Origin of the sequence: Streptomyces syringium (assembly GCF_017876625.1) — a bacterium.
GTDB classification, from domain to species: Bacteria; Actinomycetota; Actinomycetes; order Streptomycetales; family Streptomycetaceae; genus Streptomyces; species Streptomyces syringius.
Genome location: NZ_JAGIOH010000001.1, coordinates 6,113,237 through 6,127,526 on the forward strand (window position 1 = coordinate 6,113,237; position 14,290 = coordinate 6,127,526).

Sequence of the window (14,290 nt, forward strand, 5' to 3'; positions counted from 1 at the left end):
TCGGCCGAGGGGGACGGCCCTCGGCCGGGGCCCGTGGGTCCCACCGGGACCCACGGGCAGTTCGGCTGGGCGGTGTCCTCAATCGCCGGACGGGCTTGGTTTCGGCTGGGCCCAGCCCAATCCAGCCCGTCCGGCGATTGAGGACGCGCCCGCAGGGCGCCCGCCGCCGCAGGCGGCAAGACCGCCCGCCGTCGGCAGGACGAACCGCAACTGGCGACACGAAACCCCGACAGGAGGCCACCGTGGCCGCAGCGCCCAGGTTCACCGAGCCAAGCCCCGCACCGGCAGCCGACACCGGCGATGTCCACCCCGTGGACCGGCTGCCCCGCCCGGGCCGGCTGATCACCACCGGCTTTCAGCACGTCGCCGCCAGCTACGCGGGCGTGGTCGCGCCCCCTCTCGTGCTCGGTGCCTACGTCGGGCTCACCCCGCTGGAGATCACCTTCCTGGTGGGCGCCTCCCTCTTCACGGCGGGCATCGCGACCCTCCTCCAGACGATCGGGTTCTGGAAGGTCGGGGCCAGGATGCCGTTCGTCAACGGCGTCTCCTTCGCGGGCGTCGCCCCGATGCTCGCCATAGCCGACACCCAGACCGACAAGAGGGACGCCCTCCCGGTCATTTTCGGGGCCGTCATCGTGGCCGGAGCGCTCGGCTTCCTCCTCGCCCCCTACTTCTGCAAACTCGTCCGCTTCTTCCCGCCCATCGTCAGCGGGACCGTCATCACCCTGATAGGCGTCACCCTGCTGCCGGTCTCCTTCGGCTGGATACAGGGCGGCCATCCGGAGAAACCCACCTCCCTGACCAACCTCGGCCTGGCCGGGGCGACTTTACTGATCGTGCTGGTCCTGCGACGGCTGCTGCGGGGCTTTCTGCAACAGATCGCGATCCTGCTCGGCCTGATCGCCGGCACCCTCGTCGCGATCCCGGCGGGGGTGGTCGACCTCACCGCCACCCGGCACGCCGCCGTCGTCGGCTTCCCGACCCCGTTCCACTTCGGCCACCCCCAGTTCGAGGCCGCCGCCATCGTCTCCATGTGCGTCCTCATGCTGGTCTGCATGACCGAGAGCACCGCCGACATGCTCGCGCTCGGCGAGATCGTCGGCCGTGAGGCCGACGAGAAGGTCATCGCCGGCGGGCTCCGCGCGGACACGCTCGGCACCGCGCTCAGCCCCCTCTTCAACGGCTTCGCCAACAGCGCCTTCGCCCAGAACGTCGGCCTGGTCGCCATGACCAAGGTGCGCAGCCGCTACACCGTCGCCGCCTGCGGCCTGATGTTCGTCCTGCTGGGGCTGAGCCCCGTCTTCGCCTCGCTGATCGCCGTCGTACCGCAGCCGGTCCTCGGCGGCGCGGGCATCGTCCTCTTCGGCACGGTCGCGGCCAGCGGCGTCAACGTCCTGCGCAAGGCGGGCCTGGAACAGGGCGACAATCTGCTGATCGCCGCCACCTCGCTGGGCATGGGCCTGATCCCGGTGGTCTCCAAGACCTTCTACGACAACACGGCCATCCCCGAGACCCTGAAGATCATCCTGGACTCGGGGGTCAGCGCCGGCTGCCTCACCGCGGTCGTCCTCAACCTCGCCTTCAACCACCTCGGCCACCGGCGCGCGAGCACCGCCCCGGAGGCGGTGGTGCCGGAGCAGCCGGTGCCGGTCGTGCGCTGACCCTCCGCCGGTACGGGCCGGTCCTCCGTGCGTGGCGGCTAGGGAGAGATGCCGCGTTACGCCACAATCGGGGCAAAGTGACCACCCGTCAGTGCGGAGAGGGGTTCCGGCGTGGACCGCGATGCCGAGGGGGAGCCCGAGAAACGCGGCTTCGTCTTCCCCAGCGCCCTGACCGTCCTCGCGGTCGTGACGGTCGCCGTCTGGATCCTCGCCTTCGTCGTCCCCTCCGGTGTGTACCGGCGTGACGCCGACGGCAATCCGATCCAGGGCACCTACCACCACGAGCCGGCGCCCGGCGACTTCACCCACCGGCTCGGGGAGCTGTTCCTGTCCCCGGTCAACGGCCTCTACGGCGTGCGTGACGCCGCCACCGGCCAGGTCGCCCCGGACGCGTCCGGGGCGTTGTACGGCAGCGCCGGCGTCTTCCTCTTCGTCCTGGCCATCGGCGCGTTCATCACCGTCGTCTTCGCCACCGGCGCCCTGGACCGGGGCATCGAACGGCTCGCCCACCGGCTGCGCGCCCGCGGCGCCCTGCTCATCGCGGCCGTCATGACCGTCTTCTCGCTGCTGGGCACGGTGGAGGGCTTCGCCGAGGAGACCCTCGGCTTCTACGGGCTGATCGTGCCGCTGATGCTGGCCCTCGGCTACGACCGCATGGTCGCCACCGGCACGATCATCCTCGGCGCGGGCGTCGGCGTGCTCGCCTCCACCGTCAACCCGTTCGCGACCGGCGTGGCCTCCTCGGCCGCCGATGTCTCGCTGGGTGACGGCATCGTGCTGCGCTTCGCGATGTGGGTGGTCCTCACCGCGGTGACCATCGGCTACGTCGTGCGGTACGCGCACCGGGTGCGCGCCGACCCGGGCCGTTCACTGGTCGGCTTCCGCCCGGGCGACCGCGAGCTGGCGGCCGAGGCCGTGGAGCCCCCGGAGCTCACGGGGCTGCACAAGGCGGTGCTCGCCGCGGTGGTGCTGGTCTTCGCGTTCATGATCTTCTCGGTGATCCCCTGGGCGAGCGCCCTCACCGGTGACGCCGACGCCACGCCGTACGCCTGGGAACTGGGCTGGTCCTTCGCGCAGTTGGCGGCGCTCTTCATCGCGGCGGCGGTGCTGGTCGGGCTCGTCGCACGGCTCGGCGAGCAGCGGCTGAGCGCGACGATCGTGCAGGGTGCGGCGGACTTCATCGCGCCCGCGCTCGTGATCGTGCTCGCGCGCGGCATCACGGTGATCATGAACAACTCGAAGATCATTGACACCGTCCTGCACTCGATCGAGGGTGCGGTCTCCGGCACCCCGGCGGCGCTGTTCGGGGTCATGGTCTACGTCGTGAATCTGCCGCTGGCCTTCCTGATCCCTTCGACCTCGGGCCACGCCACCCTCGCGATGCCCATCCTCGCGCCGCTCGCGGACTTCGCCGACGTCTCCCGGGCGGTGGTCGTCACGGCCTGGCAGGCGGCGAGCGGCTGGATGAACCTGTGGGTGCCGACGACCGCCGTGGTCATGGGCGGGGTGGCGCTGGCGAAGGTCGGCTACGACAAGTACCTGCGGTTCGTCTGGCCGCTGTTGGTGATCCTGGCCGTCCTCATCTGCGGCTTCGTGGCGCTGGGCGCGGCCGTGACGTGACGGCCGCGCCCAGCGGCCCTACCCCAGCAGTTCGTAGGCCGGCAGGGTGAGGAAGTCCGCGTAGTCCTCGTCGAGGGCGACCTTCAGCAGCAGGTCGTGGGCCTCCTGCCAGCGCCCGGCGGCGAAGGCGTCGGGGCCCAGCTCGGCGCGGACCGCGGCGAGTTCCTCGGCCGCGACCTCGCGGACCAGCTCGGCGGTGGCCTTGCGGCCGTTGTCGAAGACGACACCCGCGTTGATCCACTGCCAGATCTGGGAACGCGAGATCTCGGCGGTGGCCGCGTCCTCCATGAGGTTGAAGATGGCGACGGCGCCCAGTCCGCGCAGCCACGCCTCGATGTAACGGGTGCCCACCTGGACGGCGTTGCGCAGGCCCTCGTAGGTCGGCTTCGCCTCCAGCGAGTCGACGGCGATGAGCTCCCCGGCCCTGACGTGGACGTCCTCGCGCAGCCGGTCCTTCTGGTGCGGCCGCTCGCCGAGGACCGCGTCGAAGGAGGCCCGGGCGACGGGCACGAGGTCGGGGTGGGCGACCCAGGAGCCGTCGAAGCCGTCGTTCGCCTCACGATCCTTGTCGGCCTTGACCTTCTCGAACGCGACCTTGTTGACCTCCTCATCGCGGCGGGACGGGATGAAGGCCGCCATGCCGCCGATGGCGTGCGCGCCGCGCTTGTGGCACGTACGCACCAGCAGTTCGGTGTACGCGCGCATGAACGGCGCGGTCATCGTCACGGCGTTGCGGTCGGGCAGGACGAACTTCGCCCCGCCGTCACGGAAGTTCTTCACGATGGAGAAGAGATAGTCCCAGCGCCCGGCGTTCAGCCCCGAGGCGTGCTCGCGCAGCTCGTAGAGGATCTCCTCCATCTCGTACGCCGCGGTGATCGTCTCGATCAGGACCGTCGCGCGCACGGATCCCTGGGGGATGCCGAGGTGGTCCTGGGCGAAGACGAAGACGTCGTTCCAGAGGCGGGCCTCCAGGTGCGACTCGGTCTTGGGCAGATAGAAGTACGGGCCCTTGCCGAGGTCGATCAGCCGTCGGGCGTTGTGGAAGAAGTAGAGGCCGAAGTCGACCAGGGCGCCGGGGACGGGGCGGCCGTCGACGGTGAGGTGGCGCTCGTCGAGGTGCCAGCCGCGCGGGCGCATCACGACGGTCGCGAGCTCGTCGGCCGGTTTCAGGGCGTACGACTTGCCCTGCTCGCTGGTGAAGTCGATGCGGCGCTCGTAGGCGTCGATCAGATTGAGCTGGCCGCCGATGACGTTCTCCCAGGTGGGGGAGGAGGCGTCCTCGAAGTCGGCGAGCCAGACCCGCGCCCCGGAATTGAGGGCGTTGATGGTCATCTTCCGGTCCGTCGGGCCGGTGATCTCCACCCGGCGGTCGTTCAGCGCGGCCGGGGCGGGCGCGACCCGCCAGTCGGGGTCCTCACGGACGGCCGCGGTCCCGGGAAGGAAGTCCAGCGTGCCGGTGCGGGCGATCTCGGCGCGGCGCTCGGCGCGGCGGGCGAGCAGCTCGTCCCGGCGGGGGGTGAACCGGCGGTGCAGCGCGGCCAGGAAGGCGAGCACCGCGTCGGTCAGGACCTCGTCCTGGCGGGCCGGGGCGCGGTCGGGGTCGGCGACGACGGTGGCCAGCGGGGACGGCGCTGGTGCGGACATGGGCTGTCACTCCTTCAGCGGGCGGACGTCCGGCGGCCGTCGGGGCGCTCGGTCATACGGGTCTGCGGTGACGGCACGCGGTGCCAGTGGAGAATAGTTTCCTCATAGTGGAAGTTCAATGGTGTGTCGCGTCGAGGGATTTTCCGCCACGCCGATATCCGGAAACCGAGGCGCCCAGGTGGCGCTGGGTGCCACCTCACCCCCTCGCTCGGCGCTCAGCCGAGCAGGGAGAGATCGTCCGGTGTGTCGATGTCGTCCGGCGCCGCGACGTCCCCGCACTCGACGAGTGTGACCGCACCGGCGTGCTCCCGCAGATACGCGCGTGCCCCCCGGTCGCCGGTGGCCGAGCGGGCGACGCCCTCCCAGTGCCGTCGCGCGAACAGCACCGGGTGCCCCCGCTCGCCGTCGTACGAGGCGGCCACCAGCCCGGAACCCGAGCGGTGCGCGGCCAGCACGCGGGCCACCGCGGCCGGTCCGATCCGGGGCTGGTCCACCAGCGTCACCAACGCCGCCGACGCCTCCGTGGCGGCCAGGGCCGTCAGCCCGGTCCGCAGCGACGAGCCCATGCCCGTCGCCCAGTCGGGGTTGTCCACCACGACCACGTCCGCCCCCGGCGGCCACGTCAGCCCCGCGCGCGCCCGGACCTCCGCGGCCCCCGCGCCCAGCACCACGCACAGCGGTCCGCAGCCGCCCTCGCGCAGCACCCGCGCCGCGTGCTCCACCAACAGGCGGCCCCGGTACGCGAGCAGCGCCTTGGGCCGCCCGCCGAGCCGTCGGCCACCGCCCGCCGCCAGCAGCAATCCGGCGACGGGCACCGGCCCGGCCGTCGTGTCCGTCGCATCTGTCGTCTGTGCCATGGCCCTTGCTTACCGGATGCTCACCGGGCACGTGCCGGAAGTCCCCGCCATCGCGGTCCGATGTGCGGTGGACAGCCGTTTGTCACCCGTACGTGAGCACGCGGCCTGAATTTCGCTGTGAGTGTGGCGCTCCGCACGGAAAGTGGCGTTAACTGATCCGCGCGAGCGGGTGGGAGGGGGAGAATCGTGGCGGAAGGCGCCGTTGTGGTGGAAGAGGAGCGAGCGGGCCGAATCGGCGACGACCCGAGGGTGAGCGAGCTGCGTGCCGCGGTGTCCCGGCTGCGCCGGGCGCTCGCCGCGCACCCCGCGCAGTTACCCGACCGGGACGCCGCCGAGGACGAGCTGGCCGCCCTGGACGCCATGGCGCGCGCCGGCGCGCCGGAAGTGCCCCGGCTGCGGCGCTCGCTGCTGCTGGTGGCGGGCGCGGTGGGCTCCGTCAGCGCCCTGGCCCAGGCCCTCGGCGAGGTCCGTGCGGCGGTCGACAGTTTCGGCGAGCAGCCGGGCACGGTGCCCAGGCAGGCGCGCGTGGTGCGGGAGCCGGTGGTGGAGACGGCGGCACCGGAACAGCCGTGCGCCGCGGCGGAAGTTCCGCGCCCGCGGGAGGCGCCCGACGGGGTGTGACCCGTCTTGCCGTGAGTGCCGCCAGGCCGCCTGCGGCGGGGGCACCCTGCGGGCGCGTCCTCAATCGCCGGACGGGCTGAAATCAGCCCGTCCGGCGATTGAGGACAGAGCACAGCAGCCCGTCCGGCGATTGAGGACAGAGCACAGCAGCCCGTCCGGCGATTGAGGACAGAGCACAGCAGCCCGTCCGGCGATTGAGGACAGAGCACAGCAGCCCGTCCGGCGATTGAGGACACCGCCGCGCAGCGGAGGTGCACACGTCATGGCCTCAGGCGGAAGCCGTCAGGCGGAAGCCGTCGTGTCGGCCAGGGCCACCGAGAGTTCGGCCGCGACCTCCTGGAGGACGGGCACGATCTTTTCCACGGAGGCCTCCGTGACGCGGCCCGCCGGGCCCGAGATGGAGATGGCCGCGGCCGTGGGGGAGTCGGGCACCGGGACCGCGAGACAGCGCACCCCGATCTCCTGCTCGTTGTCGTCGACCGCGAAGCCGCTCTCGCGCACCCGGGCCAGGGCCTCCAGGAAGCCCTCGGGCGTCGTGATGGTCTTCTCGGTGGCCGCCGGCATGCCCGTACGGGCGAGCAGCGCGCGCACCTCCTCGTCGGTGGCCTGGGCGAGCAACGCCTTGCCGACACCCGTGGAATGCGGCAGCACCCGACGGCCGACCTCGGTGAACATCCGCATCGAGTGCCGCGAGGGCACCTGCGCGACGTAGACGACCTCGTCGCCGTCGAGCAGCGCCATGTTCGCGGTCTCGCCGGTCTCCTCGACCAGCCGGGCGAGGTACGGGCGCGCCCAGGTGCCGAGCAGCCGGGAGGCGCTCTCGCCGAGCCGGATCAGCCGGGGGCCGAGCGCGTAGCGGCGGTTGGGCTGCTGGCGGACGTATCCGCAGGCGACGAGCGTGCGCATCAGCCGGTGGATCGTGGGCAGCGGCAGCCCGCTGCTCGCGGACAGCTCGCTCAGTCCGACCTCGCCACCGGCGTCGGCCATCCGCTCGAGCAGGTCGAAGGCGCGCTCCAGCGACTGGACGCCTCCGGTGGGCGAGGCTTTGGGCTCGGCGGACGAGGGCACGGCGCGGTCCTTCCGGGAGTGGGTGGGAGCAGCCTACCGGCAGGCCCCCGGCCGCACTACGCGTCGTTTTGCGTGACGGAAGGTTTCTTCCGTGCAACGGAAGCCGCTGCGGCGGGCGGTCGGCTCCGGGTGATCGGGCGACGGGTCTTGACGGGGGTGTGCCGCGAATGAAGACTGCGTCCCACCCCGTTCAACAGAACGTTGAAAGAGGCGGGGGAAGTCGCGCTCGTCCGAGACCGGGAATCGAGGAGACGCCGTGTCCGAGGTGGAGTTGGTCCTGCGCTCGACACGCGTCGTCACGCCGGAGGGCATCCGTCCCGCCTCCGTCGCCGTCGCCGGCGGCCGGATCGCGGCCGTCCTGCCCCACCGGGACGGACCCCCCGCGGGAGCCGTCGTCCTGGACCTCGGCGACGACGCCCTGCTCCCCGGGCTCGTCGACACCCATGTGCATGTGAACGACCCCGGCCGCACCGCATGGGAGGGGTTCGCCACCGCCACCCGGGCGGCCGCCGCCGGCGGCGTCACCACCCTCGTGGACATGCCGCTCAACAGCGTCCCGCCCACCACCACCGTCGCGAACCTGCGCATCAAACAGGACGTGGCACGCCCCGCCGCCCATGTCGACGTCGGCTTCTGGGGCGGCGCGCTGCCCGGCAACGTCACCGATCTGCGGCCCCTGCACGACGCCGGCGTCCTCGGCTTCAAGGCCTTCCTCTCACCCTCCGGGGTCGAGGAGTTCCCCCACCTGAGCCGAGCCGACCTGGACGCCGTGGCCCGTGAGATCGCCACCTTCGACGGCCTGCTGATCGTGCACGCCGAGGACCCCGCCCACCTGGAGCGCGCCCCCCAGCACGGCGGACCGCGCTACGCCGACTTCCTCGCCTCCCGCCCGCGTGCCGCCGAGAACGACGCGATCGCCGCGCTCGTCGACGTCGCCCGGCGGCGGAACGCCCGGGTCCACATCCTGCACCTGTCGTCGTCCGACGCCCTGCCGGTGATCGCCGCCGCCAAGGCTGCGGGTGTACGGATCACCGTCGAGACCTGCCCGCACTTCCTGACCCTCACTGCCGAGGAAGTACCCGACGGCGCCACCGAGTTCAAATGCTGCCCGCCCATCCGCGAGGCCGCCAACCAGGACGCCCTGTGGCAGGGCCTCGCCGACGGAACCATCGACTGCGTCGTCTCCGACCACTCGCCCTGCACCACCGACCTCAAGGTCCCCGACTTCGCCAAGGCGTGGGGCGGCATTTCCTCCCTGCAACTCGGCCTGCCCGCGCTGTGGACCGAGGCCCGGCGGCGCGGCCACTCGCTCGCCGACGTGGCCCGCTGGACGGCCACCGGACCCGCCGCCCTCGCGGGACTCACGCACAAGGGAGCCATCGAGGCGGGCCGCGACGCCGACTTCGCCGTCCTCGCCCCCGACGACACCTTCACGGTCGACCCGGCCGGACTCCACCACCGCAATCCCACCACCGCCTACGCCGGGAGGACACTGAGCGGCGTCGTACGGTCGACGTGGCTGCGCGGCCACCGCATCGCCGACCACGGCACGCCCGGCGCACCCACCGGCCGACTTCTGGAGAGGCAGCGCAGCGCATGAGCGGCACCCCCGGGAACACACCCCTCTCTTCTGCCTTCACCGGTGACGCGAGCCCGTACGCGGGCGGCGACCCCTACGCCGACTACCGCTCGGCCACCTTCGCCTTCACCCACCTGCCCGACCTCGCCGACCGCCGGCTCGGCGCGGGCGTGCTCGCCGCCAACGACGAGTTCTTCGCCGAGCGCGAGAACCTGCTGAACCCCGAGGCCGCCCACTTCGACCCCGAGCGCTTCGGCCACAAGGGCAAAGTCATGGACGGCTGGGAGACCCGCCGCCGCCGGGGCGCCGGAGCCGACACCCCGCACCCCACGGACGAGGACCACGACTGGGCACTGATCCGGCTCGGCGCGCCCGGCGTCGTGCACGGCATCGTCGTCGACACCGCCCACTTCCGCGGCAATTACCCGCAGGCCGTCAGCATCGAGGCCGCCTCCGTCACCGGCACACCTTCTGCCGAGGACCTGCTCGCCGCCGACGTGGAGTGGACCGTCCTCGTCCCGCGCACCCCCGTCGGCGGCCACGCCGCCAACGGCTTCACCGTCCGCGACCCGCGGCGCTTCACCCACCTCCGGCTCAACCAGCACCCCGACGGCGGCATAGCCCGGCTGCGCGTCCACGGCGAGGCCCTCCCCGACCCCGCGTGGCTCGCGGTCCTCGGCACCTTCGACCTCGTCGCCCTGGAGAACGGCGGCCGGGCCGAGGACGCCTCCGACCGCTTCTACTCCCCGCCCGTCCACACCATCCAGCCCGGCCGCTCCCGCAAGATGGACGACGGCTGGGAGACCCGCCGCCGCCGCGACAAGGGCCACGACTGGGTCCGCTACCGCCTCACCGAGCAGTCCGTGCCGCGCGCCGTCGAGATCGACACGGGCTGCTACAAGGGCAACGCGGCGGGCTGGGCCGCCCTGTCCGTACTCGACGCCACCACCGGCGCCGACCCCGCCGATCACACCACCGGCTGGACCGAGATCCTGCCCCGCACCCGCCTCCAGCCCGACACCGTCCACCGCTTCCCGTTGGAGAAGGCCCCCACGGCCACGCACCTGCGGATCGACATCTACCCCGACGGCGGCATCGCCCGGCTGCGCGTCCACGGCTCCCTCACGGAAGAAGGGGTACGCCGCCTCACGTCATGAGCGGACGGCTCATGAACAGGGCCTGCTCGCCCTCCGACGCGGTGCCCGTGTAGAGGGTGACGTCCACACCGCACAGCGTGAAGCCCATCCGGCGGTACGCCCGCACCGCCGGGGCGTTCACATTGGAGACCTCCAACCACGCGGTGCGCGCACCGAGTTCCCGGCCGTGGGCGAGGGCGCGGTCCATCAGGCCGCGCCCGACGCCCCGGCCCCGGTGACCGGGCGCGACCCGCACGTCCGCAATGACGAGACGACTGTTCCAGGCGGAGAACTCGGTGGTGATCGCGCCGCACAGCGCGCCGTCACCGTCGAGCGCGACGACGACACGGGTGGCCGGGGCTTCGTCGTCCTCGGTGTCGCTGTCTTCCTCCTCGTCGGGGAAGACCTTGCGCAGCGGCGGGTCCACGGCCACCTCGCGCAGCCGGAAGCCGTCGTCCGTGGAGGTCACCTCGATGACGGAGTCCGTGGTGAAGGAGTTGTCGAGCGCTTCGGCGGCGGCCAACTCCTCGGCGTGGGCCACCCGATAGACGACGGAGGTGTGTTCGATATGAGTCATATCGCCACCGTATAGCGGCCCAAGACGCGGCCGTGGACCGGATCAGGGCCCGGCGAGCGTGTTCCAGAACATCAGCTCGTAGTCCCGCAACAGGCGGCCGTAGCGATGCGCCAGCCGCTCCGATACCAGCCCGGCCGCGAGACCCGCACGGACGGCCGCCGACGAACGCTCCAGGCCCTCCGGCGCGGGCTCGGCGAAGAAGTCGAAGAAGCCGCACGCCGCGTCGTCGAATCCGTAGTGACGGCGCAGCGCCCGGCCGACGGCGACGCAATACCCGCCCCACGCCGCGAAGTTGGCGGTCAGCGCGACGACCACGTCCGCGGGCTCGGCGTGCAGCGCCAGCCAGGCCGTGTACGCCGGATACGCCTGGCATCCGGCCAGTGGTTCGTACGCCCGCAGCGCCGTCCCGTCCAGCCCGCAGGCGCCCGCGAGGGCCCCGAGCCGGTCCAGCGCGACGTCCTCGCCCTGGACCAGGGAGGTGAAGAAACCGGCCACGGCGGGCTGGGTGCCGGCGGCCCGCTCGGCGAGCCGCTGGAAGCTGCCCCGGTCCCCGGTGATGATGTGGTGCTGCTCCAAGGCGAAGGCGGCGATCGTCTCCCGCGGTGCCTTGCCCGCCTCGATCAGCGGCACGAGCCTGTTCGCACCGTCGCCCGGCGCCGACCGGCGCACGGCGTCCGCCAGGATGTCCTCAGCCGTACGCGCCATCGCTCCGCCTCCCGGGTGTGGCCGACCGGTACCGACGACCAGGCTCCCAGAAGATCGCGCCGTGGCGGCCCGGGAGCCGCGCGTTTCACTCCGCCCCGGCGAGCCAGAAGATCAGGAAGAAGAACGCGACGATGAAGTGGACGGCCACCAGGTAGATGAAGACCCGGATGGTCATGCCCATCGGGGCCCGGTCCTCCTCGTTCCGCCGGCGTTCACCGGTGCCGCGCGTGCTGTGGGTGGTGACGGCGTCGGTGGTGGCGCGCGTGATGTCGGCGTCGCTCATGGCATTCCCCTCCGGGTCGGTGCGGCATTGCCGAGGCACAGCTCGGCCACGCCGCTCTGCATCAGCGTGTGCATGAACAGCAGGTCCACCCCGCCGTGCGAGGCGGCGGCGATGCGGTGCGGGGTGAGCGAGTCGAAGTGGGCGGAGTCGCCCGGGCCGAGCAGATGCGCGGTTTCGCCGAGCGTCAGCCTGAGCCGCCCCTTCGTGACGTACAGCCATTCCTCGCCCGCGTGCACCCGCACCAGCTCGTCCTGGCCCCCGACCGCCGGTACGTGCAGCCGGAGCGCCTGCATGGCCCGGCCCGAGCCGCCGGCCCGCCAGTACGTCCAGCCGCCCGCCTCCTGCGGTTCCATCCGGTCCGCCCGCACGATCGGATCCCGCTCCGCGGCCACCTCGCCCAGCACGTCGGATACCGTCGTTCCGTAGGTGCGGGCCAACGCCAGCAGCATCGGCAGCGACGGCGTCCGCCGGCCGGTCTCCAGCCGCGACAGATGGGCGGGGGAGAGGCCGGCCCGTGCGGCGGCGGCCTCCAGCGTCAGCGCGCTGCGCTTGCGCAGGGCCCGCAGTCGCGGGGCGACGTCGGGCAGTCGGTCGGCGTGGCCGTCCGGCGGGGACCCGGCCGCGAGGCCGGGTGGCGGGTCGGGCAACTGGCTCATGGTCCCGGTATAGCCCTCCCTTGCCTCAGCGGCAAAAGTTTTGCCTCACAGGCAAAAATCAATCGGGACGGGACCGGGAACGAAAGGGTGCCTTCCGGATGTCGTGAAAACCGGGAGCATGCCGTGAACACCTGGGAAACAGTTGATCATCAACGTTGACATGACATGTACCCGTCGCGCCATGCTTGCGTCATGACAACCCCCCACCGCCTCGCGCGTACCGCCGCCCTCGCCGTCCTGGCCTCGACGTTCCTGTTCGGCACCGCCGTCGCCGCCCCGGCCGCGACCGCCGCCCCGACGGTTCAGTCGACGGTCGCCGTGAAGGACGTCGGCAAGATCTGTTACTCCGAACTGCCCTCGCAGGCCCACGACACCCTGCGGCTGATCCAGTCCGGCGGCCCCTTCCCGTACCCGAAGGACGGGACCGTCTTCTCCAACCGTGAGGGCGTCCTGCCGAAGCAGGGCGGCGGCTACTACCACGAGTACACCGTGAAGACCCCCGGCTCCCCGGACCGCGGTGCCCGTCGCATCGTCACCGGGAAGACGGGTGGCCAAGAGGACTACTACACCGGCGACCACTACCGGAGCTTCGACCTGGTCGACCACTCCTGCTGAGGACCTGCTGAAGCCACGGACCCGACGTGGTCCGGTAAACGACCGACACGAGAGTCCCGCCACCGGCCACGGTGGCGGGACTCTCGTGTTTCCCCGGCGGGCCGGGCGGAGCTGTCGGAGGCGGCACTCGGGGCCCGATTGTCAGCGCCTGCCGATAACGTTTTGATAGGGACGACGTTCGGGGAGGCGCTCGTGGCATCGGTGAGGAAGGACCTGGAAGCGATCACTCGCGAGGTCGTGCTCCGCATACCCGCCCGGGCCGCCTTCTCCCCCGCGGGGGACGGGCGTTCGGGCGCACCGGCCGCCGACGGCCACAGCTGACGCCCGCCCCGGCCGCCGACGGGCCGCGCCGAAGTCCGGTGCGGCCCGTGGACCCCCAAGAACGCCCCCGCGAACCCCCCTCGTTGGACCCGACGGGCCGTACCCCGGTCCGTTCAGCCCACTCAGGCCCGCTCGGACCCCGTAGCCCCGTACCTCGCCTACCTCGCCCCATCGCAACGACACCGTACGCACATCGAGAAGGGCGGCGAACTGCCGTGTACCGCTGGGAGATCACCGGAGCCGCGCTCGCGCAGCGCGTCCTCGCCGTCGTCCGCGGCGACAGCTACGACCAGGCCACGGCCACGGCCGGCACTCTGCTCTCCGCCGGAATCACCAGCCTGGAGATATCGCTGGCCACGCCGTTCGCCCTGGAGGTCGTCACCACCCTTGCCCGCGAGGTCGGCGACGAGGCCCTCATCGGGGCGGGCGGCGTGCTGGACGCCACCTCCGCGCGGATGGCGGTCGAGGCCGGTGCCCGCTTCCTCGTCTCGCCCAGCCTCGACGCCGAGGTCATCCGCACCGGACACCGCTACGGCGTCCCCGTCTTCCCCGGCGTCTCCACCCCCACCGAGATCGTCCGGGCCCTGGAGCTGGGCGCCGACGCCCTCAAGCTCTTCCCCGCCTCCGCCCACCACCCGGGCTGGATCGAGGACATCCGGGCCGCCCTGCCGCAGTCGGCGCTGCTGCCCACCGGCGGCATCACCATCGACAGCGCCCCCGAGTGGATCGCCGCCGGGGCCGTCGCGTGTGCCATGGGCTCCGTGCTCTCCGAAGGCGACCGGGACACCGTCGCCAAGCGCGCCGCCGACCTCCTCGCCCGGCTCGCCGACGCGGCCGACGCCGACGCCGACCGCGAACACCCCGTCACCCCCGACCCGTTCGATCCCGGTGACACCTTCGACACCGGCCCCGACGCCCGGTCGGAGGACGCGTATTGACGATGATCC

The 14,290-nt window shown here is 72.2% G+C and carries 14 protein-coding genes and 1 pseudogene; 8 read left to right on the plus strand and 7 right to left on the minus strand.

All coding sequences use genetic code 11. The annotated features are described in order from the left end of the window. The first annotated feature begins 242 nt into the window (after nt 1-242). Nucleotides 243-1,661 (plus strand): nucleobase:cation symporter-2 family protein, encoded by a 1,419-nt coding sequence (locus JO379_RS27010; protein ID WP_209517357.1) that lies wholly within the window; start codon nt 243-245, stop codon nt 1,659-1,661. A 111-nt stretch (nt 1,662-1,772) separates the two neighbouring features. Further along, entirely contained in the window at nt 1,773-3,281 is a 1,509-nt protein-coding gene (locus tag JO379_RS27015) for a YfcC family protein (RefSeq protein ID WP_209517359.1), read from the plus strand. Nucleotides 3,282-3,299: 18 nt separating this feature from the next. On the opposite strand, the gene aceB is transcribed toward JO379_RS27015, so the two are convergent. Then, nucleotides 3,300-4,925, minus strand: coding sequence for a malate synthase A (aceB, locus tag JO379_RS27020; protein WP_209517362.1), 1,626 nt, complete (start codon nt 4,923-4,925; stop codon nt 3,300-3,302). 215 nt (nt 4,926-5,140) lie between these two features. Beyond that, entirely contained in the window at nt 5,141-5,782 is a 642-nt protein-coding gene (locus tag JO379_RS27025; protein WP_209517364.1) for a nucleotidyltransferase family protein, read from the minus strand. A gap of 186 nt (nt 5,783-5,968) precedes the next feature. On the opposite strand from JO379_RS27025, the pseudogene JO379_RS33465 reads away from it, so the two are divergent. Then, nucleotides 5,969-6,283, plus strand: a pseudogene (locus tag JO379_RS33465) (DUF5955 family protein); the annotation flags it as partial. A 402-nt stretch (nt 6,284-6,685) separates the two neighbouring features. Here the strand turns inward: JO379_RS33465 and JO379_RS27035 are convergent. Further along, nucleotides 6,686-7,471 (minus strand): IclR family transcriptional regulator, encoded by a 786-nt coding sequence (locus JO379_RS27035; RefSeq protein ID WP_130881550.1) that lies wholly within the window; start codon nt 7,469-7,471, stop codon nt 6,686-6,688. Nucleotides 7,472-7,727: 256 nt separating this feature from the next. On the opposite strand from JO379_RS27035, the gene allB reads away from it, so the two are divergent. After that, nucleotides 7,728-9,071 carry an allantoinase AllB gene (allB, locus tag JO379_RS27040; RefSeq protein ID WP_209517366.1) on the plus strand — a complete coding sequence of 448 codons (1,344 nt, stop codon included), beginning with the start codon at nt 7,728-7,730 and terminating at the stop codon, nt 9,069-9,071. Continuing rightward, nucleotides 9,068-10,207, plus strand: a complete 1,140-nt coding sequence (gene alc, locus JO379_RS27045) for an allantoicase (RefSeq protein ID WP_130881548.1) — start codon at nt 9,068-9,070, stop codon at nt 10,205-10,207. The genes allB and alc overlap by 4 nt, the downstream gene beginning before the upstream one ends. On the opposite strand, the gene JO379_RS27050 is transcribed toward alc, so the two are convergent. The 4 genes from JO379_RS27050 to JO379_RS27065 form a co-directional block, all read right to left on the minus strand. After that, entirely contained in the window at nt 10,197-10,763 is a 567-nt protein-coding gene (locus JO379_RS27050; RefSeq protein ID WP_209517368.1) for a GNAT family N-acetyltransferase, read from the minus strand. The two genes, alc and JO379_RS27050, sit on opposite strands and share 11 nt — an antisense overlap. 42 nt (nt 10,764-10,805) lie before the next feature. Then, on the minus strand, nt 10,806-11,468 hold the full coding sequence (locus tag JO379_RS27055) for a heme oxygenase-like domain-containing protein (RefSeq protein ID WP_209517369.1): 663 nt from the start codon (nt 11,466-11,468) through the stop codon (nt 10,806-10,808). 85 nt (nt 11,469-11,553) lie between these two features. After that, entirely contained in the window at nt 11,554-11,751 is a 198-nt protein-coding gene (locus JO379_RS27060) for a DUF6126 family protein (RefSeq protein ID WP_130881545.1), read from the minus strand. Further along, nucleotides 11,748-12,407: a helix-turn-helix domain-containing protein gene (locus JO379_RS27065; protein ID WP_130881544.1), complete on the minus strand. Its 660-nt coding sequence runs from the start codon at nt 12,405-12,407 to the stop codon at nt 11,748-11,750. The genes JO379_RS27060 and JO379_RS27065 overlap by 4 nt, the downstream gene beginning before the upstream one ends. A 192-nt stretch (nt 12,408-12,599) precedes the next feature. On the opposite strand from JO379_RS27065, the gene JO379_RS27070 reads away from it, so the two are divergent. From JO379_RS27070 to JO379_RS27075, 3 genes are all read left to right on the plus strand, one after another. Further along, nucleotides 12,600-13,022, plus strand: coding sequence for a guanyl-specific ribonuclease (locus JO379_RS27070; RefSeq protein ID WP_130881543.1), 423 nt, complete (start codon nt 12,600-12,602; stop codon nt 13,020-13,022). Nucleotides 13,023-13,214: 192 nt separating this feature from the next. Next, the gene (locus JO379_RS33770; RefSeq protein ID WP_278046349.1) at nt 13,215-13,343 is read left to right on the plus strand and encodes a hypothetical protein; all 129 of its coding nucleotides are present in this window, start codon (nt 13,215-13,217) and stop codon (nt 13,341-13,343) included. 215 nt (nt 13,344-13,558) lie between these two features. Further along, nucleotides 13,559-14,281 carry a bifunctional 4-hydroxy-2-oxoglutarate aldolase/2-dehydro-3-deoxy-phosphogluconate aldolase gene (locus JO379_RS27075; protein ID WP_209517371.1) on the plus strand — a complete coding sequence of 241 codons (723 nt, stop codon included), beginning with the start codon at nt 13,559-13,561 and terminating at the stop codon, nt 14,279-14,281. Nucleotides 14,282-14,290: the final 9 nt, after the last annotated feature.

Coding starts and splice junctions, on each gene's coding strand:
- aceB (WP_209517362.1), bottom strand. CDS start 4,925: ATGTCCGCACCAGCGCCGTCCCCGCTGGCCACCGTCGTCGCCGACCCC.
- JO379_RS27025 (WP_209517364.1), bottom strand. CDS start 5,782: ATGGCACAGACGACAGATGCGACGGACACGACGGCCGGGCCGGTGCCC.
- alc (WP_130881548.1), top strand. CDS start 9,068: ATGAGCGGCACCCCCGGGAACACACCCCTCTCTTCTGCCTTCACCGGT.
- JO379_RS27050 (WP_209517368.1), bottom strand. CDS start 10,763: ATGACTCATATCGAACACACCTCCGTCGTCTATCGGGTGGCCCACGCC.
- JO379_RS27055 (WP_209517369.1), bottom strand. CDS start 11,468: ATGGCGCGTACGGCTGAGGACATCCTGGCGGACGCCGTGCGCCGGTCG.
- JO379_RS27060 (WP_130881545.1), bottom strand. CDS start 11,751: ATGAGCGACGCCGACATCACGCGCGCCACCACCGACGCCGTCACCACC.
- JO379_RS27065 (WP_130881544.1), bottom strand. CDS start 12,407: ATGAGCCAGTTGCCCGACCCGCCACCCGGCCTCGCGGCCGGGTCCCCG.
- JO379_RS27070 (WP_130881543.1), top strand. CDS start 12,600: ATGACAACCCCCCACCGCCTCGCGCGTACCGCCGCCCTCGCCGTCCTG.